At 39.5% G+C, this 26592-nt stretch carries 23 protein-coding genes; 15 read left to right on the top strand and 8 right to left on the bottom strand.

The genetic code is table 11. The annotated features are described in order from the left end of the window. Nucleotides 1-82 precede the first annotated feature (82 nt). A complete protein-coding gene (locus tag ACIQXU_RS04540) occupies nt 83-1525 on the bottom strand; it encodes a GntP family permease (RefSeq protein WP_402986987.1) in 1443 nt (480 codons plus the stop codon). 196 nt (nt 1526-1721) lie between these two features. Beyond that, the gene (locus ACIQXU_RS04535; protein WP_402986985.1) at nt 1722-3710 is read right to left on the bottom strand and encodes a YjhG/YagF family D-xylonate dehydratase; all 1989 of its coding nucleotides are present in this window, start codon (nt 3708-3710) and stop codon (nt 1722-1724) included. A gap of 481 nt (nt 3711-4191) precedes the next feature. Here ACIQXU_RS04535 and ACIQXU_RS04530 point away from each other — a divergent pair, with 481 nt between their 5' ends. From ACIQXU_RS04530 to gucD, 3 genes are all read left to right on the top strand, one after another. Beyond that, nucleotides 4192-4959, top strand: a complete 768-nt coding sequence (locus tag ACIQXU_RS04530) for an IclR family transcriptional regulator (protein ID WP_402986983.1) — start codon at nt 4192-4194, stop codon at nt 4957-4959. Nucleotides 4960-5032: 73 nt separating this feature from the next. Continuing rightward, nucleotides 5033-5926 carry a fumarylacetoacetate hydrolase family protein gene (locus ACIQXU_RS04525; protein WP_402986981.1) on the top strand — a complete coding sequence of 298 codons (894 nt, stop codon included), beginning with the start codon at nt 5033-5035 and terminating at the stop codon, nt 5924-5926. Nucleotides 5927-6042: 116 nt separating this feature from the next. Beyond that, a complete protein-coding gene (gucD, locus tag ACIQXU_RS04520; protein WP_402986980.1) occupies nt 6043-7509 on the top strand; it encodes an alpha-ketoglutaric semialdehyde dehydrogenase GucD in 1467 nt (488 codons plus the stop codon). Between the two features lie 193 nt (nt 7510-7702). Here gucD and ACIQXU_RS04515 read toward each other — a convergent pair whose 3' ends face one another. Beyond that, on the bottom strand, nt 7703-8482 hold the full coding sequence (locus ACIQXU_RS04515; RefSeq protein WP_402986977.1) for a TerC family protein: 780 nt from the start codon (nt 8480-8482) through the stop codon (nt 7703-7705). A 532-nt stretch (nt 8483-9014) separates the two neighbouring features. Here ACIQXU_RS04515 and ACIQXU_RS04510 point away from each other — a divergent pair. Both ACIQXU_RS04510 and ACIQXU_RS04505 read left to right on the top strand, forming a co-directional pair. Further along, nucleotides 9015-9506, top strand: a complete 492-nt coding sequence (locus ACIQXU_RS04510) for a DUF2975 domain-containing protein (protein WP_402986974.1) — start codon at nt 9015-9017, stop codon at nt 9504-9506. A 10-nt stretch (nt 9507-9516) separates the two neighbouring features. Further along, nucleotides 9517-9738, top strand: a complete 222-nt coding sequence (locus ACIQXU_RS04505; RefSeq protein WP_402986972.1) for a helix-turn-helix domain-containing protein — start codon at nt 9517-9519, stop codon at nt 9736-9738. 205 nt (nt 9739-9943) lie between these two features. Here the strand turns inward: ACIQXU_RS04505 and ACIQXU_RS04500 are convergent, their stop codons facing one another. From ACIQXU_RS04500 to ACIQXU_RS04490, 3 genes are all read right to left on the bottom strand, one after another. Further along, nucleotides 9944-10738: an SDR family NAD(P)-dependent oxidoreductase gene (locus ACIQXU_RS04500; RefSeq protein WP_402986971.1), complete on the bottom strand. Its 795-nt coding sequence runs from the start codon at nt 10736-10738 to the stop codon at nt 9944-9946. A gap of 51 nt (nt 10739-10789) precedes the next feature. Beyond that, on the bottom strand, nt 10790-11800 hold the full coding sequence (locus ACIQXU_RS04495) for an AraC family transcriptional regulator (RefSeq protein WP_402986969.1): 1011 nt from the start codon (nt 11798-11800) through the stop codon (nt 10790-10792). A gap of 87 nt (nt 11801-11887) precedes the next feature. Beyond that, nucleotides 11888-12394, bottom strand: a complete 507-nt coding sequence (locus ACIQXU_RS04490) for a TetR/AcrR family transcriptional regulator (RefSeq protein ID WP_402986967.1) — start codon at nt 12392-12394, stop codon at nt 11888-11890. 191 nt (nt 12395-12585) lie between these two features. Between ACIQXU_RS04490 and ACIQXU_RS04485 the strand changes: the two genes are divergently transcribed. The 5 genes from ACIQXU_RS04485 (at nt 12586) to ACIQXU_RS04465 (ending at nt 16646) form a co-directional block, all read left to right on the top strand. Next, the gene (locus ACIQXU_RS04485) at nt 12586-13527 is read left to right on the top strand and encodes an aldo/keto reductase (protein ID WP_402987393.1); all 942 of its coding nucleotides are present in this window, start codon (nt 12586-12588) and stop codon (nt 13525-13527) included. Nucleotides 13528-14088: 561 nt separating this feature from the next. Then, nucleotides 14089-14694, top strand: a complete 606-nt coding sequence (locus tag ACIQXU_RS04480; protein ID WP_402986965.1) for a hypothetical protein — start codon at nt 14089-14091, stop codon at nt 14692-14694. Nucleotides 14695-14796: 102 nt separating this feature from the next. Then, nucleotides 14797-15615, top strand: coding sequence for a tyrosine-type recombinase/integrase (locus tag ACIQXU_RS04475; protein ID WP_402986963.1), 819 nt, complete (start codon nt 14797-14799; stop codon nt 15613-15615). A 113-nt stretch (nt 15616-15728) separates the two neighbouring features. Next, a complete protein-coding gene (locus ACIQXU_RS04470) occupies nt 15729-16235 on the top strand; it encodes an SMI1/KNR4 family protein (RefSeq protein WP_402986961.1) in 507 nt (168 codons plus the stop codon). A 159-nt stretch (nt 16236-16394) separates the two neighbouring features. After that, nucleotides 16395-16646 carry a hypothetical protein gene (locus ACIQXU_RS04465; RefSeq protein WP_402986959.1) on the top strand — a complete coding sequence of 84 codons (252 nt, stop codon included), beginning with the start codon at nt 16395-16397 and terminating at the stop codon, nt 16644-16646. Nucleotides 16647-16968: 322 nt separating this feature from the next. Here ACIQXU_RS04465 and ACIQXU_RS04460 read toward each other — a convergent pair whose 3' ends face one another. Next, complete coding sequence (locus tag ACIQXU_RS04460; RefSeq protein WP_402986957.1) at nt 16969-18819, bottom strand: histidine kinase dimerization/phosphoacceptor domain -containing protein; 1851 nt, start codon at nt 18817-18819, stop codon at nt 16969-16971. 338 nt (nt 18820-19157) lie between these two features. On the opposite strand from ACIQXU_RS04460, the gene ACIQXU_RS04455 reads away from it, so the two are divergent. The 5 genes from ACIQXU_RS04455 (at nt 19158) to ACIQXU_RS04435 (ending at nt 24804) form a co-directional block, all read left to right on the top strand. Continuing rightward, nucleotides 19158-19748 carry an ANTAR domain-containing response regulator gene (locus ACIQXU_RS04455; RefSeq protein ID WP_402986954.1) on the top strand — a complete coding sequence of 197 codons (591 nt, stop codon included), beginning with the start codon at nt 19158-19160 and terminating at the stop codon, nt 19746-19748. A 399-nt stretch (nt 19749-20147) separates the two neighbouring features. Next, nucleotides 20148-21092: an ABC transporter substrate-binding protein gene (locus ACIQXU_RS04450; RefSeq protein ID WP_402986952.1), complete on the top strand. Its 945-nt coding sequence runs from the start codon at nt 20148-20150 to the stop codon at nt 21090-21092. A gap of 74 nt (nt 21093-21166) precedes the next feature. Next, nucleotides 21167-22663: a sugar ABC transporter ATP-binding protein gene (locus tag ACIQXU_RS04445; RefSeq protein ID WP_402986950.1), complete on the top strand. Its 1497-nt coding sequence runs from the start codon at nt 21167-21169 to the stop codon at nt 22661-22663. Further along, nucleotides 22660-23646, top strand: a complete 987-nt coding sequence (locus ACIQXU_RS04440; protein WP_402986948.1) for an ABC transporter permease — start codon at nt 22660-22662, stop codon at nt 23644-23646. The genes ACIQXU_RS04445 and ACIQXU_RS04440 overlap by 4 nt, the downstream gene beginning before the upstream one ends. A gap of 81 nt (nt 23647-23727) precedes the next feature. Beyond that, nucleotides 23728-24804: an alcohol dehydrogenase catalytic domain-containing protein gene (locus ACIQXU_RS04435; protein ID WP_402986947.1), complete on the top strand. Its 1077-nt coding sequence runs from the start codon at nt 23728-23730 to the stop codon at nt 24802-24804. Nucleotides 24805-25177: 373 nt separating this feature from the next. On the opposite strand, the gene ACIQXU_RS04430 is transcribed toward ACIQXU_RS04435, so the two are convergent. After that, entirely contained in the window at nt 25178-26572 is a 1395-nt protein-coding gene (locus tag ACIQXU_RS04430) for a M28 family peptidase (RefSeq protein WP_402986945.1), read from the bottom strand. Nucleotides 26573-26592 lie beyond the last annotated feature (20 nt).

Here is a 26592-nt window from a genome sequence, read left to right as displayed (position 1 = left end):
CACGATAAAAAAGAGAAGCAGATCCTCTACACACTAGTAGGAGAGCCACTTCTCTTTTTCACTATATAGACTCTTTACGTCTTTATACTCCGACCGTGTTCCGTTTGTCTTTAGGCCGGTCCGTCATACTGAAATACACGGCCCCGATGATAATGAGAACGATGATGATTCCTGCGATAATCAGGGATGAGTTTAATAATAAAATGAATCCTAATCCTGATAAAGAAGTGATAGTGGATAGTACGGTCCATGTTGAGAATGTTTCTTTCATGCTTAGTCCAAAGTATTCTTTAATCATCCAAAATCCTGCGTCATTCACATGCGAACAAATGGAACTGCCGGCTCCAGTCGCAAGCGTTACCAAGGCTAGATTAACATCGTATTGAGCCAGGATGGGGATGACTAATCCTGCAGTGGAAATGGCGGCAACTGTGGCTGATCCTAAGGAAACCCTTAATATGGCAGCGACTAACCAGGCAAGGATGATTGGTGACATGGCACTGCCTGTGAATAATTCGGCTACGTAATCTCCTACACCACCAGTGATGAGTACTTGCTTGAAGGCACCGCCGCCTCCAATGATCAAGAGCATCATCCCGATTGCGGCAATGGATGAGGTACAGGAAGCCATCACATCTCTGATTGGAGTCTTTCTTGCGATTCCCATTGTATAGAAGGCAAGAAATAAAGATAACAACATGGCAGTCGAAGCGTTTCCTACCAGACGAACGATTTCTATTAATGTATTATCCTCAAATCCTACTGATTTTTGAACCATATCAAGGATGGTGGCTATGGCCATTAATAAAACAGGGAACATGGCAGTCAAAACACTTATTCCGAAACCAGGCGTTTCTTCCAGCTTGAATGTTTTTTGTTCGCCCAAAGAAGCGATATTACCTGTTTTCTTGAATGCATCCGGAACAATTTTTTTAGCAAACTTCGTATAGAGGGGGCCAGCAAGGATGACGGTCGGTATGGCGACGATGATCCCATAAAGTAAAACCAATCCAATATCTGCACCATATTCACCAGCTATGACTGTTGGGCCTGGATGCGGGGGTAAGAAACTATGTGTTGCCAATAAGGCTGCAGCCATGGGAATACCTAGGTGTAGAATTGAAACTTTCAGTTCTTTGGCCATGGTGAATACAATCGGAATCAATAACACCAATCCTACTTCAAAGAATAGGGCGATCCCGACGATAAAAGAAGCAACCACAACAGCCCATTGAATTTTATCTTCGCCAAATTTGTTAATCAAGGTCATGGCAATACGCTGGGCTCCCCCTGCATCAGCAATAAGCCTACCGAGCATGGCTCCAAGCCCAAAGATTAAAGCGATATGACCAAGTGTACCGCCTAATCCACCTTCAATGGTTGTAACAATATCCTTTAAAGGCGTCCCTAGTGCTAAAGAGACAACAAAAGAGACAACAATCAATGAAACGAATGTATTTAACTTGAATCCAGTAATCAAAATGAGCAACAGGATAATCCCAAACGCTACTATAAGTAATGGCATACTATACCCCCATAAAATAATTAAATTTTTCAGTTTGCTTAAACTACGAAAATAATGACTCTAGGATGGCTATGCTCTTTTGTTTACCAGTCAAATAGTAACCGCTTTCATTTTGTAAAAGTCAGCGTACTTCATCATCCAGTTTCTTAGGAGATAGGGAGAGTGTTAAAAAGCACCAAAGTTGAACAGAAATACATTAATTCTGAACGAGCGTCTTTTCTTCACCCAATGCTTTTACTCCGGCTTTTAGAACTTCGATGATTCGATCGGTATCATAGATATTCCCACGCCAAGTTCCTCCACTCACTGATTGAAGTGCAGCCCATAAACGAGTATCATCTGGAAGTTTGGGATCCGGTCTAAGGTCCGGGTGAAGGTCACGTGCTTCCAAGACTGTAGTGGCCTCCTCTATAGAAAGTCTTTCATTCTCGGTACCGACGAAATTAACGGAACCCGCTAATTGATTGCGATCGACGATGATTTCAATGATATCCCCGTCACGTAATTTGCCGATTGCCCCGCCAGCCAAGGCCTCCGGTCCAATGTGTCCAATGCATGCGCCAGTCGAGACACCAGAAAAACGCGCATCCGTAATCAAGGAGACATGTTTTCCGTAAGACAGATGTTTTAAGGCCGATGTTAGTTGATAGGTTTCCTCCATCCCCGTTCCTGAAGGACCGCCTCCCATAACGACCATTACATCTCCTGCTTGTATGCCTCCTGTTTTAATCGCTTTTATAGCGGACTTTTCTGAAGTGAACACTTTGGCTTTTCCTGTATGGCGATATACTCCATCTTCTCCCACCACGGATGGATCGATGGACGTGGATTTAATGACGGATCCTTCAGGAGCAATATTTCCTTTCGGGAATGTTACGGTAGACGTTAGCCCTTTTTCTTTTGCTATGGCTGGGTCCATGATCACGTCATCAGGATTGATCCCATCATTTTCTAACAGTTGTTTCTTCATCATGGCCCGTCGTTCTGATTGTTCCCACCAATCGAGGTTAGCACCAAGGGTTTCTCCGGTAACGGTTAGTACATCTTCATGCAAGACACCTAGTTTTCTTAAATGAAGCATTACTTCCGGGACCCCACCTGCCAGGAATACCTTTACGGTTGTATGGCCAGTCGGACCATTTGGCAGTACATCGACTAGGCGGGGTACTTTCTTATTGATCCTGGTCCAATCTTCAACAGTTGGTAACTTGCATTTAGCTGCATGGGCAATGGCTGGGATATGAAGTAATAAGTTTGTGGAACCTCCGAAAGCTGCGTGAATCACCATTGCATTTTCTATCGCTTTATCCGTAATAATATCCTTGGTGGATATCTTTTTCTTCTCCATTACTAAAGCTGCACGTGCTGATTGCTTTGCCATCTCCACCCATACTGGTTGACCTGATGGGGCTAGTGCCGAGTGAGGTAGTGCCATGCCAAGGGCTTCTGCCACGACTTGGGAGGTTCCGGCTGTTCCAAGGAATTGACAGCCTCCGCCTGGTGTTGCACACGCACGGCAACCAAGGTCGGCAGCTTCTTGCAACGTGATTTCGTTGTTTGCGTATCGTGCCCCGATGGTTTGGATCTTTCCTGCATCTTCTCCATTGGTAGGTGGAAGTGTCACACCTCCAGGGACGATGACAGTTGGCAAGTCGTGCATGGATGCTAAAGCGACCATCATGGCTGGAAGACCTTTATCACATGTTGCCACTCCAATAACTGCCCGACCCGTAGGCAATGATCGGATTAATCTTCGATAAACGATGGCTGCATCGTTTCGATACGGAAGGGAATCAAACATCCCGGTCGTTCCTTGAGTACGGCCATCACATGGGTCACTTACGAATCCTGCAAAGGGAACGCCGCCTTGTTTACTGATCTCTTCGGCTGCCGCCTTCATTAATAGACCGATTTCCCAATGGCCGGTATGATAGCCTAATGCAATAGGCGTACCATCATGATCCCTAATTCCGCCTTGAGTACCAAGGATGAGCACTTGTTTTCCAAGGAGGTTTGAAGCTGACCATCCCATTCCAACATTTTGGGATAATCCAAAAAGGTCACCACTTGGTGATTCTAACAACATTTCGGAAGTAAGGGGGAGGGAACCATCTGCCCCTTTTGCATGCGTTTGAATTTTGTAAAGAGAGACATCCTCATCGCCAAATATTGATTGAAATGACATATATATAAACCTCCGCAATTAGATTTTCGCTTTCATCGCAAGTAAATCACGCAATATTCCGGTAATTCATTCCCTACAAATCTATATTTATCTTCGAAGTTCTCTGAGAAACCTCCTTTTGTTTTATAATATAAAACAACGTTCATCTATAAAAAACTTATGATGTAATCTAAAGTAATCATATATTTTCTGAAAAGTCAATTTAATTTTTTCGTAGGTAAAAACCGTATATTTATAAGAAGTTTTACCTAGATAATAATGACGTAATCCAGGAGGGGTCATCTGAAGAATAATCCGGATCATCATAATTTTACGTAGGTACATAAATGGATTCAATCCAATTATTTATGGGACGAAAAAAATTTCATGTAAGTAATATTGCTTCTTGACTTTTCAAAAAATCTAGTATTATATTGAATTATTAGAAAATTTTGTCATTATAAAACCGAGTTTCATAATTTAAAACAAGTAGGTGACAATCATGCCTGTTATTCAATCAGTAGATCGCGCTCTTCGCATTCTCGATTTGTTTGACGAACATACAACAGAATTGAAGATAACAGATATCAGTAATCAAATGGGACTTCACAAGAGTACCATCCATTCTTTATTGAAAACGCTTTTAAATCATGGCTATATCAGCCAGAATCCTGAGAATGGGAAGTATGGATTGGGAATGAAGCTTTTTGAAAGAGGGAACTATGTCATACAGTCTTTGGACGTTAGGGATTTATCAAAAAAATACTTAATGGATTTATCGGCGAAAACCGGACAGACAACCCACTTGGTTATATTGGACGGAAAAGAAGGGGTATATATTGATAAAGTGGAAGGCCCAATGGCCGTTATTCTTTATTCAAAAATAGGAAAACGAATTCCACTTCACTGCTCCGCTGTCGGTAAAGCGTTAATCGCCTTTAAAGATCCGGAAGAAATTAAAAAAATTCTACATGAATATGTCTATTTAAAACAAACGGAGCTTACCATTACGGATGAATCTAAATTCATGCGTGAGCTTGAACAAGTTCGATCTCAAGGGTACGCCATCGATAACCAGGAAAATGAGCCTGGCGTTCGCTGTATTGCAGCGCCTATTCGAAATCATGAGAATAAGGTTATTGCAGCGATTAGTCTTTCTACACTCGTTGGTCGCATAAATGATTCTCAGTTAGACATTTTCATCGAACAACTGAAACAGGCGGCCTTAGAATTATCAGAGCAAATGGGGAATGGGATACCAATTTCATAGAAGGTGGTTCCCTTCTCTTTTGTCTATATATAAAAACTGTGTTTTATATTATAAAACAAAAGGAGGCTATTTAATGCGGATTATCCGATATATCAATGAGCACTCAAATGCAACGCTAGCAGCTGTTACCAATGGGGGAGAAGTATATCCCCTTCCTCAAGAAGGCTTGATTGAACTAATCCAACAGGCAAACGAGCAACAAGTATCCCCACTCTCTTTCATAGAAAATTTCCTTTCTACATCAATGCCTATTCAACAACCATTAGAGGATTTATCATTACTCGTTCCCATTGTAGCGGAAGAAGTATGGGCGTCTGGCGTTACATATGAGCGTAGCCGCGATGCCCGTAACTATGAAGCGACAGCTGGAAGGCTTGATGCCACTACTTTCTATGACAAGATCTATGAGGCGGAACGTCCGGAAATTTTCTTTAAGTCCACGGCTGCCCGTACAGTCGGCCCAGGGAAGGACGTATATTTACGCAGTGACTCCAATTGGCAGATCCCCGAGCCTGAATTGGGCCTTGTCATCGACCGGGAAGGTGGCATTCTTGGATATACGATTGGGAATGACATGAGCTGTCGTGACATTGAAGGAGAGAACCCTCTTTATCTCCCGCAAGCGAAAATGTGGAAAAACTCTTGCTCCATCGGGCCAGCCATCCTCCTTGCCGAGTCTGTGAAAGATCCTTATGATTTCGACATCACCTGTAGAATCTACCGGAACGACGAGCTTAAAGTAGAGGGACAGGCGAATACCAGCCAGTTAAAAAGAAAATACCATGAGTTAGTATCGTTCCTCATTCGCGACAATGAAATTTTTGACGGAACTGTATTGTTGACGGGTACGTGTATCATTCCAGCAAATGACTTTACTTTATTGGATGGAGATCGGATTGAAATTGAAGTCTCTGGAATCGGTGTCTTGAAAAATAATGTAAAGTTACCGAAGAACATTTTAGTTTGAGTAAAGCAGATGGTGTACTGATTTTGTAGAAGACACTTGTGCAACAATAATAATCTAACTATTCATTCAATTTATTTCACAATTAAACCATTACAAGGAATATGGGGGTATATAAGATGAACATAAAAACTGATGAAAAAACGTATTTAAACTATATCAATGGTAAATGGGTATCGGCTTCTATTCAAAAGGTCGATACGAGTATCAATCCAGCCAATCGTCATGAAGTCGTCGGGTATGTACAACAGTCCGAGAAAGAAGACTTGGATCATGCGGTGCTTGCCGCGAAGAAAGCACAAGTGTATTGGAGGAAACTATCCGGTGCTGCCCGTGGAGAGTTTTTGTATAAGGCCGCGAATGCAATCGAGCGACGTATCGATGAAATTGCGGAAACGATGACGCGTGAAATGGGAAAAACGTTCCCCGAAGCGAAAGGGGAAACAGCTAGAGGTGTCGCAATCCTACGTTATTATGCAGGAGAGGGAATGAGGAAGATAGGTGATGTGATTCCTCCATCGGATTCCGAAGCCCTGATGTTCACGACTCGTGTTCCCCTAGGAGTTGTTGGTGTGATCACGCCTTGGAATTTCCCCGTAGCCATACCTATCTGGAAAATGGCGCCGGCACTCATCTATGGAAATGCTGTTATTCTGAAACCGGCTCAAGAAGCGGCAGTAACCGCCGCCAAAGTAATGGAATGTTTTGATGAGGCGGGGCTTCCGGTGGGGACGATTAATATGGTAACAGGACCGGGGTCTGTCATTGGTCAGGCGATTACCGATCACCCGGATATCAATGCGGTTTCATTCACGGGGTCTGATTCTGTCGGTAAAACGATTGGACTGGGGGCTTTCAAGCGTGGTGCTAAATATCAGTTGGAAATGGGCGGGAAGAACCCGGTCATTGTGGCCAATGACGCCGATTTAACACAGGCCGTAGAAGCAACGATTAGCGGAGGTCTCCGTTCCACAGGTCAGAAATGTACGGCCACAAGCCGGGTAATCGTACAAAGTGAAGTGTATGAGGAGTTTAAAAATAAACTGATTGAGAAGATAAAGGAAATAAAAATTGGCAATGGCTTGAATGAAGATGTATGGATGGGTCCATGTGCAAGTGAGAATCAGCTTAATACAGCACTATCATACGTTAAGAAAGGAATCGAAGAAGGCGCAACATTGATTTATGGCGGTAAACGTATAGAGGAAGGGGAATTAGCCGATGGATTCTTTATGGAACCCGCTGTCTTCGAAAACGTTAGTAACAGCATGACGATCGCCCAAGAGGAAATCTTCGGACCCGTGCTTGCCCTTATCAAGGTGGAGACTTTAGAAGAAGCCGTACACATTGCAAACGACGTGAAGTTTGGGCTAAGTGCTTCTATTTTCACCAAAAATATCGGTCACATGCTTTCCTTTATTAATGAAATGGATGCTGGTCTCGTACGGATTAACGCTGAATCGGCTGGAGTTGAACTGCAAGCTCCATTCGGGGGAATGAAACAATCCAGCTCCCATTCCCGTGAGCAGGGAGAAGCGGCAAAGGAGTTTTACACGTCTATTAAGACCGTATTTGTAAAGTCATGAATTGAAAAAGATATAAATTTAGAGGAGCTGTACAAAAGGGGTCATGTAGCCGAATTTGTGTAAATAGAGAGAGGCAGAAAGGTTGATTTAACAACATTTCTGCCTCTTCAATTTTGCGTAGTTATCTTCGTTTGAAGATCCTATCGTGCTACTTGCAAGATAAGCACCTGTTACTTTTCGCAAATTGGTTTTATCAGAGTTGATTATTTCCACTTTTCTCTTTCTTATTACCCGATGCAAACCGACCGATGAGAGCGATACTGACCAATACTCCATAGAAGATTAGAGTCCAAGCGGTGCTGTGGGGGAAATCATGATCTAAGATACCAATATCCTCATGGGCAAGGGTAATCATAGCAAGTTTGACACCGACCCAAGCAACAATGGCATAGGCTGTTGTTTCTAATGCCGGACGTTTTTCAAGAAGTTTCACAAACCAAGTTGCTGCATACTTAATTAAAACAAGGCCAGCAATACCACCGAGAACAACAACTATAAATTGTCCTCCATCCATACCACCAAAATTGTTAAGTGGTGAATCTGGAAGACCAAGGGCAAGAGCAACTGCAGCTAAAATTGAGTCAATTGCAAAAGCAAGGTCGGCTAATGCAATCTTTCCTACTGTTGGCCAGAACCCTTTACCAGCAGTAGCCTTTTCATCGTCCTTATGAATTTTCTCATTTTCTTTTCCAAACCGTGTTTTGATGACATGCTTTAAACCTAAGTACAGAAGATAAAGGGCTCCTATTGCTTGTACCTGCCAGACATTTGCAATAAAAGAAATGGCAAAAAGTGCACCAAATCGGAAAGCGAAAGCTATAATAATTCCGTAATTAATAGCACTTTTTTTCTGTTCTTCGGGTAAATGTTTGGCCATTACAGCTATTACAAGGGCATTGTCAGCAGATAATAATCCTTCTAATCCGATTAGAATCAACAATGTCCATGCATACTCTAGCCATATTGAATCCATCCACTTCACTCCTTTCTTAAACTAACATGTCATGTGAAAGTTTTATTAACATTAGAATTTCCCATTGGACTACAGTTAATCCTCGAGAATAGGGCTAATCATTAAACTTTAAAACATCGGTTTGGTTGAAATTCGTCTGAAAAAGAGACTGCTCTTTTTTTGCTGTCTCCGTTATTGAACTAAAGCACCCATTGTTTAATAAGTATAATAATCCACAAATTGTATTTGTGTGACACTAGTATGTTAGTATTATGAGTCTATCATTCTATATTACCGTCTTCTCAAAGGATGAACACTTTTTCCACAATAGATTCTCTTCAAAAAATCATGCCAGATCAGGTTGAGTTGGTAATGGATGAGGAAGAGTAATGATTCTTGTTTACACTAAATAATCCAAAGGTATAGAGCATTTCTCTGTAAGGAGGAATGCTTTTTATTTTGTCTTCATACAATAAAAACAATAATTATTTATTGTTTTACGATAAGAAACATGTTAGATTCAATGGACATTAAAAAAATGAGGTGCTTTTCTATGAAACGAAGTTCGACACTCTTTTTGAAGGTGGCTGTGATTTTCATTGGCATTCCGGTTCTTGCTTTGTGCCTATTTGTGTTGCCTCAGATTGCGAATGAAGCCAATGAAGCAACTGATAGAGGTTGGGACTTGGCCTATGTGGTATATGGAATTTTAGCGGTGATGTATGTGACGGCAATCCCTTTTTACTTTGCTTTGTATCAATCGTTTACCCTTTTAAGTTATATTGACAAGAACCAAGCTTTCTCGGAGTTATCTGTAAGAGCTCTAAAGAAAATCAAAAACTGTGCCCTCATAATCAGTGGTCTTTATGTAATCGGCTTACCATTCGTCTATATCTTAGCGGAGAATGATGATGCACCGGGTCTTATCCTAGTCGGAATGGTGATGATTTTTGCGCCGATGGCGATTGCGGTGTTTGCGGCTGTACTTCAAAGACTTCTACAAGAGGCCATCGAGATAAAATCAGAGAACGACTTCATAGTCTGAGGTGAATGACATGGCAATAATAATCAATATTGATGTGATGCTGGCTAAAAGGAAAATGAGCGTAACAGAACTGTCGGAGCGGGTTGGCATAACGATGGCTAACCTGTCTATCTTGAAAAATGGTAAGGCCAAAGCAATTCGACTATCCACATTGGACTCGATTTGCAAGGCTTTAGACTGCCAACCGGGAGACCTTTTGGAATACAAAAGGGACGAGGTTGCTCAAGAATAACTGAAAATTTTTTTTGTTTCAATCAGAGATTTGCTTTTGTGACTCTTTTTGTTAAGGGACCGGGGCAGGGTAGAGGAAGCAGGATCTGCTTTCGGGGCGGGCATGTTTAAAATGGATAGTGGTTTAAGAAGATCGACTTGATGATGACGCTTGTTAGGGGAATGCTTCTGCCCCGCATACCCCCAATCTAAATTGAAAGGAAGCGTTAAAAAATAGTCGGTACCATCCCCCCATCCATACGGATTGGAGAACCTTTAAAGGAGGATGCATAAGGACTACATACAAATGCAGTTAGTCGGCCTATTTCACTTGGCCTGATAAATCGCTGTATTTCAGATTGTGGTAGGTTTGTAGTCATGAATTCTTTCTCCTTTTCTGAAAACGTCATATCTTCATTAGGGTAGATACCGTCAATGATTTGCTGCACATTTTCAGAGAGTGTTGGCCCCGGTAAAATTGTATTTACTGTAACTTCTGTTTCAATTGTTAATTTCGATAAGCTTTTTGACAAGGACAATAGCATTGATTTTGTCATGCAATACTGTGGCATTTGTCCAGAAGGCATAATGGCTTCTTCACTCGCAATAAAGATAATGCGACCATCGTTATTTTTCAGCATTTTTGGTAAATAGAATTTAGATAACCCATTTGCAGCAAGAACGTTGGTGCGAAAGTATTTTTCCCATACTTCATCGTCCACGTCCTCATAGTCCATCACTTCATAAATACCCATACTGTTAACCAAAATATCAATAAGGGGATATTCCTTGAATAAAGCTTCTCTTTGTTGAATATCCACAATATCTGCTGTAGCATTCCGAGGAAAGGTATTTGGGAAATCCGACTTGATTTCATTAACCGTACGTTCTACATCTTCAAAATTTCTCCCATTGATTAGTACATTCACGCCTTCTCTGGCCAGTTCTATGGCAATTGCTTTACCTATGCCCTTTGTTGATCCTGTAACTAGAGCTGTTTTGTTGTTTAATCCCATATCCATCATACATTTCCCCTTTTTATATGAAAAAACTCACTATTAAGGCCCATCCATTTATCGAGTCTGTGTACCTAAATGTTCAGCGCGCCAATGAGAGGGAGTAACACCTTCCCATTGGCGGAAGGCGCGGTAGAACGAGTTTTGGTCCTCATATCCCATCAGGAAGGCCACTTCTTTAATATCGAGCGAGATGTCTGTTAAATACATTCGTGCCTGCTCTTGACGGACTTCTGCCAAGAGGTGCTTGAAGCTCCTGCCCTCATCAGTAAGCCGGCGCTGTAGAGTACGATCGCTCATCCCCATCTCCTTCGCGATCGTCTGTATGTCGGGGCGCCCTCCTGTTAGACTCCGCTTAATGATCCACTTCACTATCTCTGTAATGGGGGTGATACGTTGATGCTCACCCAACGATCGGTCCAGAACGGGTGTCAGGATTTCCAACAAATCTGCGTTGTACGAGACAAAGGGACGGTCCAGGTCTCTTCGATGTAGCGTCAACCGATTACCATTTGCACCGATCTGTATCGGGCAACCGAAGTAAACTTCAAGTGCCTGTACATCGCCCATCGGTTGCGAGAATTCTACAGAACTTGCCATCAAGGGTTGGCCTGTTCCCCGACGCCCTAGCTCCAGAAGAAATGCCAGCGTGATCCCAACTAGCAAGGGCGGGCCGGATTGCTCGGTATTCAACCAATCCAGTTCAATTGTGCAGTGCTCACCTTCCTCGTTTATGCGCAAAATTTCGGGGGGACAAAGTTGTTTGTATCGGGCCATTCGTTTGAGAGCGTCGCGGTAGTCACGGGCGTGATACGTCGCTAAGACGGACGGTGGATATTGAGCAGGTTCGAAGACGGTCGCAAGCTTGATGATCCCCTTGGCAGTGTCATCCATGATATCGGAATAAGCCTGCCAGATTGCTAAGTATTGGGCGGTGGGGACAACTGGTGCAGTAAGAATGGTGAGGGGCAGTTGTGCTTGTTGAACTACGTCGTTGGCGGTTATTCCTAGTTGGCGTAATCCTTCCCAAAATCCTGCCGGGATCTTAATTCGAGTATGAGATGTCATACTATGAGCCTTCTTTCTTTTATCTATGTAAACATTCACTAGATTAATTGTGCTTATAATCTATCTTATTGGTGGGACAGTTATATATTACCTGTCCCATGTCTCTCTGTAACTAGTAAAGAGAGACAAGTTACTTGCCGATTGCGCCAAATGGCGATGCGTGGTTCCATGCAAGTCAACTATCGAAACAGGCTGTTTTTGACCCTGTTCAATGATTGAGAAAATTTCGATGGCTGAGGGATCTAGCCTGTTCCTCACTTCTTCGGAGATATAGGGTGACTGGCAATAGTTCTCAATAAATGAAAGTTCTTTGGGATAGTTGAGCGCATAATCCGCCGTGCTTTTTAAAATACCTTTTAATCTTTCATAAACAGTCTGACTGGGATCATACCCAATCATAACTGATTCTCCCATATGAGTACGAGCATTCTCAAAGAGCTCACTAACCAGTTCCTCTTTGTTTTTATAATAATTATAAAAGGTGCTAGAACCCACATTTGCCCTCTTGAAAATTTTCGAAAAGGTAACGGACTGCAAGCCCTCTTCTGTAATTAAATCAAGGGTTGCAGACAAAATGTCTTCACGTTTACTCATTATGCACCTCGCTAAGGAATAAATATTCTATTCAATCATACAATTTGATTGACGCGACCTGCTTCATCTAAGACTGCGGCTTCAATACCAGCTTCGGATAAGTCTAAATAAGAGGTTGGGCAAGTGGAATCCCAAAAAATGAGTGCCATCAATATTATTTCTAGGAGGTAGAATGGATGAGGTCGGAAGCTATACAAAAAAGGACGCTTGGACGTGAGGGGTTAGAGGTTTCAGCTTTAGGTCTTGGAACCATGATGATGCCGAATAATGAGGAATCGGTTCGCGTGATTCAGGAAGCGCTGGATAGCGGTGTCACCATGTTTGACACAGCTGATATTTATGGTGAATTTGCACAGCAGCGATTCGGAGAAAACGAGAAGTTGGTAGGTCGGGCGCTTAAGGATAGAAGGGATAAAGCGGTGATCGCCACGAAATTTGGTATAACACATACCCAGGGACCCAAAGGTGATCGGGCGTATATTAAAAAATCCGTGGATGCTAGCTTATACCATCTCGGATTGGATTACATTGACCTTTATTATCAACATCGCTACGATCCGAATACCCCTATTGAGGAAACGATTGGAACGATGGCCGACTTGGTTAAGGAGGGGAAAATTCGCTTTATCGGTCTTTCTGAAGCACCTGCTGATATCATCCGTCGTGCGCACACCGTTCATCCCATTACGGCAGTGGAAACGGAGTATTCTTTATGGAGTAGAGAAGTGGAAGATGAAGTACTTCCGGTTCTCAAAGAATTAGGAATTGGTTTTGTACCTTATAGCCCACTGGGACGGGGGTTCCTGACAGGACAAATTAAAAAGTTTGAGGATTTGGCTGAGGATGATTATAGGCGAAATTATGAGCGGTTCCAAGGCGATAATTTCATTAAAAATGTGGAAGTCGCAGGGCTGATTGAAGAGATGGCTTCAAAAAAAATGTGTACATCTGCTCAACTTGCATTGGCGTGGCTGCTCGCCCAAGGAGACTTCATTGCGCCAATCCCTGGTACAACGCGAATAGACCGGGTGAAGGAGAATCTTGGCGCTCTACAGGTTCAACTTACTCCAGGGGATTTCGAAGAAATTGAACGTATCTCTCCAAAAGGCCTCGCTGCCGGTGGGCGTTTCTAAATTTACAGTAGCCATTCTCACGCTAACATTGAGTATCCAAAAAACTCCTATATAGGAGTTTTTTTGATTTTTACAATCAAGTTCAAGATGAGTCCCAATTACTGTAGAGGCAGCTCCGAAGTATTGATAATAGGATCATCGTGAAAAAGAACTCCTTTAATTATCGTCATTATTCCAACTATCGTAATAACATTATTTTATTTACAGGTTATTTGCTTTACGTGATACTTCACAGTTTTTTTAACTCTCGACAAATAAGTGCGTTTGTTGAACATATTAAATCTTTGCGAAAGACACTAAAATGATCTCAATACGTTATTCGTTTCTTCTTCGGTAATGCGATATAACGCAGGGTCACAGATGGGTGGGAATGATGAAGGATCCGTTGCAACATCGCAATATCCTTTAATAAAAAAGCTATGTTAAAGGTAAGGGTTGATTTTTCGTAAGATTGTTTTGCTTGTGAAATGTTACACTTCAACTAACGGGGCAGGTTAGTGGAATAATCAGTTCTGAAAGAATATCATACGATAAGAAGTATTTTGTAAAGGAGGATTATTATTGAGATTAGAAATTGGATTTATTCCTCATAAATGGATTTCTGATATTCCTGATGCTTGTGGTTATTTCCCTTTTGCGATTGAAGGGGAATCAGAAAATATAGTTGATTTTACATTTAATAGTAATGATAATGTAGGTGAATTTGTTTCAAACTGGATGAATGAAATCAATCATTTTCCCATATACATATTTGTTGAAGTACATGACTTCAATCAAGAGGAATTTGAACAAGATTGCCAAACATATAATATCGAGTTTATAAGAGCTAAATTTGGATTCTATAAGGCGATTATCGAAAATTACAGACAGTTTAGTGTTATATTCCCATATGTATATGCTTGTGGAGGTATGAATGATGTAGCTTTATGGTCGATAAAAAGGGATGTTTTTAGATTAGAGAAAATGAGTATAAAAACCATTTTTGGCATAGAAAAGATTGATATTCCAGTAGTTACTCTCCTTGAGAATGACTGTGTGTTTTGGGTTGGTTTTGATGGTGATAATCTTTTTGCAATATCGAATGATAGGCAATTTTCAACAATTACAAAAATCTCAGAAAAACTCCCACCTAATACTGATTTTATTATCTATGAATACGAAGAATAGAAAATTCTTCTTCAATTAATGGGTGCATTCGTTTAATAAATTGGCGTATTACTTCCCTTCTATTTGTCTATACTGATAAAAATAGATGAGGAGAGTAATAGGATGATACTATCTGAAGCCTGGAACTTATATAAAGCTGACAAACAGATTCAAGGGTATTCACCCCAGACCTTAAAAGCATATAATGTTCAATTAAACTTGTTGATCAGGCATTTCGGTGATATTTCACTTGATGAAATAACTACTGATTCTTTAAAGCTATATCTAGGGAAAGTTGCTGATCAATTAAAGGCTGCCAGCTTAGGTCATAGGATACGTTTTATCAAATCATTGTTTCGGTGGGCACAAGATGAAAATGTTTTGAATGGTAATCCAGCGTCTAAAATTAAGGAGCCAAAGTTAGATATCAGAATACCAAAGTTTTTATCTGAAGAAGAAATTGAGCATTTAAGAGAAGCCTGTTACACTCCGTTAGAAAATGCCTTATTCGAATTTATGTATTCAACTGGCTGCAGAATTGGTGAGGCAGTTAATTTAATTAATCAATCCGTCATAGTATTAGGTAAGGGCAATAAAGAGAGAGAAGTCTATTTCAATACTAGGTGTGATATTTGGCTAAAGAGGTATTTAAACGAAAGAGAAGATGATCAGGCGGCTTTATTTGTGACAGTTCGTGCTCCTCATAGGATGAGTGTTTCACAAATGAGATATGTCATTAAACGGATATCTAATGGATCTGGAATCAATAAAAGTATTCACCCCCATCAGTTGAGACATAGTTATGCCACTACTTTGTTGAATAATGGGGCACCTTTAGAAGTCATTCAAAATTTGATGGGCCACGAAAAGAGTGAAACGACTAAAATTTATGCTTATTTAAGTGGGACACTCCGACGAGAGCTATATAAAAAGTTTTTCTGATATGAACAGAGGCATTAATCCAAGAAGGATTAATGCCCTTTTGTGTTGAACTCCTTATTGTAGAAATGGGGCAGGTTAACTCAAATAACAACATAAAAATGGAGGAGAAATATTTGTCAAAGCCGAGTATTGCAAATGTACTGAGTGGTTTAAAAACTAGGTTGAGCGATACAAACTTGCTAACTATTCAATCAAGTGACGGGCATATTTTCGATATGAGTTTTAAATTTAATGCCCCAATTGATGAAGACATCATAAACTCATATGAGAATTTACCTGAAGACTATAAAAGCTTTCTTCGCCTACACAATGGAGCAGTATTTTTCTCTTTTGATTACGGAACTTTGTTTGGCATACATTCTTTAGAAGAATCGTTATCAATATTAGAAAAAGTAAAAACAGGTGAATATGTGCCAATGGAAAATAAAGACGATTGGTTCCCAATTGGGCACGTTCAAGATGTAGGTGGACTTTACATCGATCTTTCGTCAGATAAGAATTATTTGATTTTAATGGGAATACCTGTATACGATTTGCAATGCGATTTTCCAACTTGGCTGGATCGGATGATAAGAGTAAATGGAGAAAAGTATTGGGAATGGGCAAGTAAAGAGTTGTAACAAGAGTGGTAATCTCTTTGTGAACAAATGTACTTAAACATACAGGGGTGTTAGCTGAAGATCGGAGCTGTCTTTAAGGTAGCTTTTTCTTATGGAACTAAAGGGGCAGGTTAGCTCAAAACAATGCAGAACTATACTATTTAAAGGAGTGATAACTAAGTGGAGAAAACCATCGAGCCAGAGGTGGAGACATCAGCGTTTGTAGAGGTTTTTACAGCTGTTCTACCATTTGTTCTTTTAGCGGTACTAGTTGTACTCATTGTCTTCATTGTATATGTCGTAAAGATTGCTAATCGTTATCTAGCTAATGGCAAAATAGCTGAACAAAAATTCAAAAAGGAAGAAACAGATATACAGGAGATTAAAAAACAACTTGACCGAATTGAAAAAATCCTAAATGAAGCAAAATGATTTTTCTTATTGTGCTAATAGGGCATTGATCTTAGAAGGATTAATGCCCTTTTCTGTTGAACTTCTTATTGTAGAAAAGGGGCAGGTTAGTGAAACTTTAGTATCTAGTTCGTAAAAATACGATATGGAACCATTTAAGTCTAAAAGGAGGGATTGAATTGAGTTTCGCTAACAGCTATTGCAATAGGTTTATTCGGAAAATTGAAAAGGAAAGAATAAAACCGTTTCTTCATATTGAAGAAAGGTTCTTTTTTGTTAACGGGTGCGTTAGCGTTCTAAAAGGGACTTAAGAAACAGCCCCATTCGGTTTTACCTGTTATGTTTACCAATGCAGAAAAATACGCTCGGTCGGTAATTTGATTTCGACGATGGTATTTTCTTTATCACCCCTAAAATTCATTTCCCCTTGAAAATCACTGGCCACAATTCCTTGTAAAATAGTTAGTCCAAGGCTATCTGCTTTTGCTATATCAAAATCCTCGGGCAATCCGCGCCCGTTATCCTGAACTGATAAGAAAATATAATCATCTATCCGTTTACATTGAATTGTAATCATACCTGATTCCATTCCTATAAAAGCATGTTTAAAGCAGTTCATGACTAACTCATTAATAATCAGAGCAATTGATGTTGCCTTGTTATACGGGATGAATATATCATCTAAATCTAAATGTATTGCAATTTTCGGATTGTCATTAATTAAGTTGATAATCGCTTCCATGATTTGCTTCACATTAATAATACTTCTCCCTAATTTGTCTTTAGAAAGAAGGTTATGGACAGAAGCAATACTCTTTATTCGATTAATCATACTATCTAGTAAATCATCGATGGATATATCAGGGGTATTATTTATAAACATTTTTTGTAATGATATAAGTCCAACAATCGATTGAAGATTATTTTTTATGCGATGATGACTTTCTTGTAATAAGGCAGATCTTCCCAATAATCTTGTGTCTTCAATAGCGATAGCTGCATGAAGGGCTAATGCTGATAAATATTTTGATTCCTCTTTCGAATACACATAAAGGTTTTCATAAGATAATTGAATGATACCTGTTACTTGAGATCGAATCGAAACTGGAACACAAATAATTGTTTTAACATGATGATTCTTTTCAAACAGTGAGCAGAATTCTCTATCATTTTGATTGGCATAGTAGATGTCATTCCCTTTAGCAATTTTTAAAATTGCTTCTTTTGTTAATTGAGCTTTTACATCCTTATTATTTTTGATTTCAAAATCATCAATAATACTCCATGTAAACTCGTCAATTAGCTTAATAGAACAAACATCAGCTTTCATTACACGAGTGACTTCCTTTGCCAGTAATAATAATACATCTTTGAGCTCATATTCAGATGTAAGGAATTCTGCAGCTTGGAAAACGGCATCAAGCACACTTTTTACATCATTATCATAGCTATCGTTTTCTTTAAAGTTGTAATCCTCAATTTTCCTTAACAACCTTTGTGGGTCGCTTTTCGCTATGTCAGCTGACATTTCATCCGTAATGGTTCCCTTTGAAAGAATAGATATTCGGTCCGCTAGCTTTAATGCATCTTCCCATTGTTTTGTAATATAGATAATGCTTTTGCCTTCTTCTTTAAACTGTTTAATAATATTATATAATTTCGTTGCATTTTCAACTGAGAGCCCTTCCATAGGTTCGTGCATAATCATGACTTCTGGGTTTTGTAAAAATACACTCGTCATATAGGTAAGTCTTTTGTCTTCCTCAGATAAATTTCGTACCTTGGTTCGGTAGTCTATTTGGAAATCTAGTTTCTCCAAATTCCTTTTTGCCTTACTCTTAATTTTGCCCCAATTGATAAACGGAAGAAATCTTCGTGTCGGTATATTGGTTAAATTTAGATTTTCGGCCACCGAAAAGTTGCTAACCAATAATGGTTTTTGATGTACAATGGCAATCTTCTTTCTAGAAAGTTTTCTATTTTTAAGAAATTGATCATTAAACCATAATTCTCCTTGAGCATTTGAAGAGTCTAGTAGATTCATTAGGGCTTCGATGAATACTTTTTGCTCGGAGCTATTTTTGACAATTAATGCATGGATCTCTGAATAACCCAAAGTTATATTAATATTATTTATATATCCGTCAGAACTGCGATTTGTTACGTTCTTACACTCAAAAATTAACTTAGACAAAATTCCACCCCCACCTTTTTGACTTTCTCAAAGAAAATATATTCAAATTTTCTGCATTTTAATATTCTAATTATTTGGTATTCTTTAATGATAATAAATCATCTACTGAACAGCAACATACTCAGGAAGATCGTCTTATCTTTTCTTCAGGGAGTAATTTCTGTATAAATTCGACGAATGCTTATGGATTTTTTTAGAAATGATGTTACTATAAAACAGTATATAGGGAGAAGTTACTATAAAGTAGTATAAGCTTAGAAAGTACAGGACATGTGGCAATAATAGATAGCGTTTTCATTTCGGCGTGTGTGTACAAATATCAAATGGGGTGAGGAATAGTGACAAAATCATTGCGAATTTTGCTTGCCGAAGATGAATTTTTAGTTCTAATGGGGATTAAGTCATACGTTGAAAAGCTGGGCCATCAAGTGGTAGGAGTGGCTACAGACGGGGTAAAAGCAGTGGAATTAGCGCTAGAGAATAAGCCAGATCTCATTTTAATGGATATTAATATGCCTAATCTTGATGGTATAGATGCGATTAAAAAGATAAATGAAACCTTATTTATCCCATGTATTATTATTAGTGGTTATCATGATGAAAAACTAATCAAAAGAGCCACAGAGGTAGGTGTACTCTATTATTTGCTAAAGCCAATCGATATTGGGGATTTAAAAATAGCGATTAATATTAGTTTATCTAAGCTGGAAGAATTTAAGAAATTACAGGACGAGCTAAACAGTACAAAGAATGCGTTAGAAGCGCGTAAACATATTGAAAAAGCCAAAGGAATATTAATGGACAGAATGAACTTAAAAGAAGCAGAAGCAATGAAACGATTGCAAAAGTTGAGTAGAGATAAAAATAAAAAATTAATCGTCGTAGCGAAAGAACTTATTGAAGCAGATAATCTACTTCATTTTGAATAATTTAAAATTTTATACTAAACTCTTGTAATATATGTTATAGTATGTAATATAATTAGAATAGAAAGAAAATTCAAAAAAAGATTCTATACTTACGATAGGTATAGAACATACAACTACTAGTATTTAAAATTAATATTTTAAGTTTTATACTTACGGCTGGTATAAAATTTTTGATGGCTACGGGTGCCTTATTTACGTAATTTATTATGTTTTTTTAACATAATGACTTGCGTATATAAGGCACCTTTTTGTTTTCTTGGATAAATGAAAGCGTGTACAAGGACTCGTTTACTATTATGAAAGGGGGGTGGTACGTTTTTTATAAATCGCTTTTATTGGATTATATTTCTTAAAATGACGAATTCTTTTAATTTAAAAATTCAAGGGGGAATAAGAAAAATGAAAAAGTTGTCCAAGAAATTATTGGTATTTTTACTAGCAACCATCATGATATTTGCTACTGGATGCTCCGACAAAAGCAATGCGGACGGAGACAAAAAAGCAAAAACGATAAAAATAGGAATGTCTTTCCAAGAAATGAACAACCCTTACTTTATTTCCATGAAAGAAGCGTTTGAAGATGCTGCAAAAGCTATTGGTGCAAAAGTAGTGATTGCGGATGCTCAACACGATGTATCCAAACAAATTAATGATATTGACGATATGATCCAAAAGAAAATTGACATTCTCTTAATTAATCCTACTGATAGTAAAGGTGCAGAAGCAGCTGTTGAGGCCGCAAAAAAAGCGGGTGTGATCGTAGTGGCAGTTGATGCACAAGCTGAAGGTCCGCTTGACTCATTTGTTGGTTCTAAAAACTATGATGCAGGTTATCTAGCAGGTGAAAAGATGGCGAAAGATTTAGGTGGTAAAGGAAAAGTGGCCATCTTAGATGGTATTCCAGTTGTACCAATCCTTGAGCGTGTAAAAGGATTTAAAGCAGCCATTGCTAAGAATCCGGGAATTGAAATTGTTAACACTCAAAACGGGAAACAAGACAGAGCTGAAGCGATGAAAGTGACAGAAAATATGTTACAAGCGAATCCAGATTTAAATGCACTATTCAGTGTTAATGATGAAGGTGCGTTAGGTTCTTTAGGTGCAATCGAAGCATCTGGAAAAGATGTATGGATTTATAGTGTTGATGGTCACCCAGAAGCAATTGAAGCCATTGTAAAAGGCGGCGTGTTTAAAGCCACTACCGCACAATTTCCAAGGGATCAAGTAAGAATCGCACTTGGTATGGCGTTAGCAAAACTATGGGGAGCTGAAGTAGTACCTACAGAAGTTCCGATTGATGTGGAATTACAAACAAAAGAAAACGCAAAAGACTTTAGCTGGTAATTCATCCAAGCGGGCGCTTAAAACTTATGTGAAAAGCGCCCTGCTAAGTCAATCAATAGAGGAAGGTGATTGCAGTGGATAAGGTATTAGAAATTGAGAATATAACGAAAGAGTTTCCAGGGGTTAAGGCACTTAAGGGCGTCAGTATTGATATTGAACGTGGTGAGGTTCATGCCTTGGTTGGGGAAAATGGGGCGGGAAAGTCCACATTAATGAAAATCCTTTCAGGAGTTTATACCCCTACTACCGGTAAAATTCGTTTAGACGGCAGAGAAGTAACATTCAAGGATCCTAAGCAAGCACAACTATTAGGAGTAAGCATTATTCATCAAGAGTTCAGTTTAATCCCATATTTGAGTGGTGTTGATAACATATTCTTAGGTCGTGAGATCAAGCAGGTAAATGGACTATTAGACAGAAAAAAAATGAGAAAAGAAGCAAAAGAAATATTGCAAAGGTTAAATGCAGATATTGATTTGAACAAACCCGTAGCTTATTTAAGTGTTGCCAACCAACAATTTATTGAAATTGCTAAAGCAATAGCCATTGATACGAAGGTGTTAATTTTTGACGAACCAACAGCGAGCCTAACTGGAAAAGAAATTGATAAGTTATTTGAGTTAATTGAGAAATTGAAAGCTGATGGTGTAACCATTATATATATTTCACATCATTTGGATGAAATCTTACACATGTGTGATCGAATGACCTGCTTACGGGATGGGGAATGGGTCAATACAAGGACAGTAAAGGACATTACAAAGCAAGATATTGTGAAAATGATGGTTGGTCGCGAAATCGTCAATGCCTTTCCTGAAAAACCATCCAGTAATCGCAAGGAAATGCTCTTAGAGGTGAAACGATTAAGTAATAAACATATTACCGATATTCAGTTTTCCTTGAAGAAGGGTGAAATTATTGGGATTGCTGGTCTAGTTGGATCTGGTAGAACTGAAATAGTAAGAGCCCTAATTGGTGCTGACCCTGTAAAAGAGAGAGAAGTCTATATCAATCAGCAAAAGGTGGATATTAAAAATCCAACAGATGCATTAGCACGAGGTATCGCCCTCATTCCGGAAAGTAGGAAGACTCAAGGTCTCGTACTTAATATGACGATAAAAAATAATATTAGTTTACCTATTTTAAAAGAACTTAGGAATTCTTTCGGATTTATTAGTATGAAAAAAGAAGATGCCATTATTGATCAATCGATTAAAGAATTATTAATCAAAACACCAAGCAGCAGGCAAATGGTGAAAAATTTAAGTGGTGGTAATCAACAAAAGGTCGTCTTAGCAAAATGGTTAAATACAGATTGTAAAATATTAATATTTGATGAGCCTACGCGTGGAATTGATATTGGGGCTAAGGAAGAGATTTACAAATTGATGAGAAACTTAGCAGACCAAGGACTCTCGATTATCATGATTTCTTCTGAATTACCTGAGATTTTAGGAATGAGTGATCGAGTTCTCGTGATGCACAAAGGAAGAATAAAGGCAGAAATTGATGGATCAGAAGCTACGTCTGAAAAAGTAATGTACTATGCAACGGGTGGTGTTGATCAATGAGTGAATTAAATCTCAAAAAAGTAGAGTACCAACGAAAAGCATTTAGCATAAAAGAAATGTTTAAGAACCCAGAGATGTTAACCTTAATAGGATTTTTTGTATTATGTACATTTTTTAGTTTTGCGAGTGGAGAGTTTTTATCGTCTGAAAACGTCTCGAATATTATTAGACAAGTCTCAATTAATGGAATTTTAGCTGTTGGAATGACCTTTGTCATCTTAACAGGTGGTATCGATTTGTCGGTAGGTTCGGTAATGGCCTTTACTGGTACGATCATGGTTGGTTTGATGATTAACAATGGAATGCCAGCCATCGCAGCCGTATTAATTGGGATTATTCTAGGTGCCCTGCTTGGTTATATTAATGGTTTATTTATTTCCCGTGCTAGAATTCCAGCTATTATCGTAACGTTAGCTATGATGGAGGTAGCAAGGGGATTAGCTCTTTTATATACAGGAGGGTACCCATTATCTGGAGTATCTAAATCATTTACTTTTATCGGAAGAGGTTATCTGTTTGGCGTGATTCCAATGCCTGCAGTGATTATGATTCTAGTATTTATTGTTGCTTATATCATATTGAATCATTTACCAATTGGCAGATATATTTATGCCATTGGCGGTAATGAAGAAGCAGTTAGATTATCTGGTGTGAAAGTAAAAAGAATTAAAACCTTTGTTTATTTAATCAGTGGGATCACGGCTTCCATCAGTGGTTTAATTATGACCTCAAGGCTTGCTTCAGGACAGCCAATGGCCGGAGAAGGGTATGAATTAGACGCCATCGCTGCAGTCGTATTAGGTGGGACAAGTATTGCTGGTGGTCGTGGGCATATATTTGGAACCATACTTGGGGCCTTGCTGTTGGGTGTGTTAAGTAATGGACTTAACTTAATGGGCGTATCACCATACGTTCAAAGAGTTCTAAAAGGAGCCATTATCGTTGGAGCCATCTATTATAGTAGTTTTCGTCAGAAAGATTAACAGTCTATTGAAAAGGGAGATCAACGTTAATTTATAGGAATTAATTGATTAAAAAACTAAATTTATAGGGAGATGTTGTTAATGTCAATATTATCAGAAACGATGAAAGCTGTTGTAGCATATGGTCCAGAAGATTACCGTGTGGAGGAAGTAGCTGTACCCAAAGCAGGTAAAGATGAAGTAGTGATTAAAGTGGAAGCCTGTGGAATATGTGGCAGTGATTTAAAGGCATACCATGGTTCACAAATGTATTGGGGCGGAGAAAACCCTTGGATGAAAACACCAGTTATTCCAGGCCATGAATTCTATGGAATTGTGGCTGAATTAGGAGAAGGTGCTGCTGAGAAATATGACTTGCAGGTTGGGGACCGGGTCACAACTGATCAGATTAACCCATGTGGAAAATGTAGGTTCTGTCAAACCGGAAAGTACTGGATGTGTGAGATTCATAATATTTATGGATTCCAAAAAGGCGTGGCTGAAGGCGCTTGGGCAGAATATATGAAGTTTAGCAATACGGCCAGAATCTATAAAATTAGTGATGGTGTCACAGCGGAAGAAGCTGCCTTAGTCGAACCAATGGCATGTGCGGTCCATACCGTTCAACGAGCAACAATTGAATTTGAAGATGTGGTCGTTCTAGCTGGTGCAGGAACGTTAGGATTATGTATGGTCCAGCTCATTGCTTTAAAGACCCCTAAGAAATTAATCGTTTTAGATACAAATGAGAAAAGATTATCCGTAGCGAAACAGCTTGGGGCAGATATGGTGATTAACCCATTAAAGGAAAATGCGATCAAAATCGTCAAGGATTTAACAGAGGGTTATGGTTGTGATGTTTATATCGAAGCAACAGGACATCCAACTGGTGCCACACAAGGCTTAGAAATGATTAGAAAACTTGGCCGATTTATAGAATTTAGTGTATTTGGAAGTGAGGTAACAACGGATTGGAGTGTGATTGGTGACAAAAAGGAACTCGATATTAGAGGCTCCCACTTAGGTCCATACACGTACCCCGTTGCCATTGATTTATTTGAAAGAAACCTACTTACTTCTGAAGGAATCGTCACCCATAGTTTTAAAGTTGAGGACTTTGCAGAAGCCATGGAAATGGCTCATCATCCAGAAGCGATTAAAGTATTGTTGAAGCCTTAATTAATAGAATAATCGTCCGAATATCGATGAAAGGTGATAAGGTGGATTACTGGATATTGGAACCTAGGGGACAATGACAGAATTAATTGATCCAACTGGGAAGAGGTAGCAAATGATAAAGCGACACAACATAAACCAAAACAATTTTTGCATGTAGCATTCAATTTATTTCTATTAAATATGGGGCTTGATAATCAAGAGAGCAGCTGTGAAATTTACAGCTGCTCTCTTTTTTTATGGGCCCAGCACCTCATGATTCATTCTTTCACCATTTCTAAATCCCTTAGTTGATGTAAAAAAGAAAAAGAGTGTGTAAGCAGTACCCCATCAATTAATGAATTTATTAATCTAGCATTTCTGTACAATGCAATACTCAGTCTACAGGACGGTTTTCAAAGTCATAGTCCACCGTGACAGGAGCCACCCGTGCATTTTTTAATGCCGGCGTTTCCGGACGGGCAATTTGATACACGCTGGCGCCGATAATTTCAGTGGCTTGCTGTAATTTTTCTTTCGATATCTTATCCAGTGTATCTGTAGGCTGGTGATACCAAGGCTCTACAGGGGAATGGATGAACAGGGCGGATGGAATGCCAAGCTCATGGAATGGTTGGTGGTCACTTCTGCCAAGCTGTCCAAACGGAATCGCTACATCCATTGTCCTTGCTCCTGCTGAGGAACCCAGGTCCGTTACCAGGTTTTTCTTTCCATCGATGGTATACATGATCAAACCGCCTGCTGGATTATCCGCGCCTGCATCACGTCCACCTATCATATCCATTTGGAAGTGAGCCACCATGCGGTCTACATCCGATTTGGGAAGGGAATTCGCATAGAAGGAAGATCCAACGAGCCCTCTTTCCTCCGCTCCAAACGTCATGAAGCGAATTTCCGTGTCAATTGGCGTTTTGGCCAGGATCCTTGCCAGTTCCAGCACAGCCGATACACCCGAAGCATCATCGTTTGCACCAGGGCCGCCTGGGACAGAATCATGGTGGGCTCCAACCGTAATGATTTGACCATTATCCTTATTTGGTTTTGGCTTTAAGGAAGCGATGACATTGTAGGATGTCTTTTCGATTCTTTCAACTTTTCCCACTTCCAGAGTGGTCGTGATCGGTTTAGTTTTAAGTTGTTCCACCAACTCTAACCCTTGGGCTTGAGTAATGGCCACAGCAGGTATATTTTGCCCCGCTGATACTTGTCCAAAGTTATTTCCTGAAGGTGAGTTGTTGTACATCAAGACGCCAACCGCTCCCTTATTTAGGACATTCTGAACCTTATCAACAAAGTTAATGTCCCCACGTTCGATTAGGGCAATTTTCCCGGATACATTATCGCCAATTTCCTCTGGTTTTGCTTTTCCAACATAAACAAGTTCTGCGGTGACCTTTCCGCTGATACTGCCGCTAAAGGCACGCGGTGTTCCTCCTAAATCACTGTCACCAATTTTCACTTTTACAGTTTGCACCGTATCATAGATGGGAAAAGGCTGAATCTTTGTTTCAAAACCTAGACTCTTAAACTGGCTTTCTATGTATTTGACTGCACGGATTTCGCCTTCTGTACCAGCAGCCCTCGGTTCCTCTGATAGATAGGCAATCGTGTTATACATATTGTCCGCACTGATTTTTTTAATAACTTTGTTATCAAAAGCTGTGCTGGACTGGGCATTTGGTGCCCCGTTTCCGTTTGGTTGTGCCAATGCTGTACCAGATGATAGAACCATCCCCGTAGCTAATAGAACTGTTAATGATTTTCTATACATAAAATCCCACCTTAGTAATA

It is taken from the genome of Peribacillus sp. NPDC097284 (genome assembly GCF_044761765.1).
In the GTDB taxonomy this organism is placed as follows: Bacteria; Bacillota; Bacilli; order Bacillales; family DSM-1321; genus Peribacillus.
This window is presented reverse-complemented; position numbering and strand designations above follow the sequence as displayed.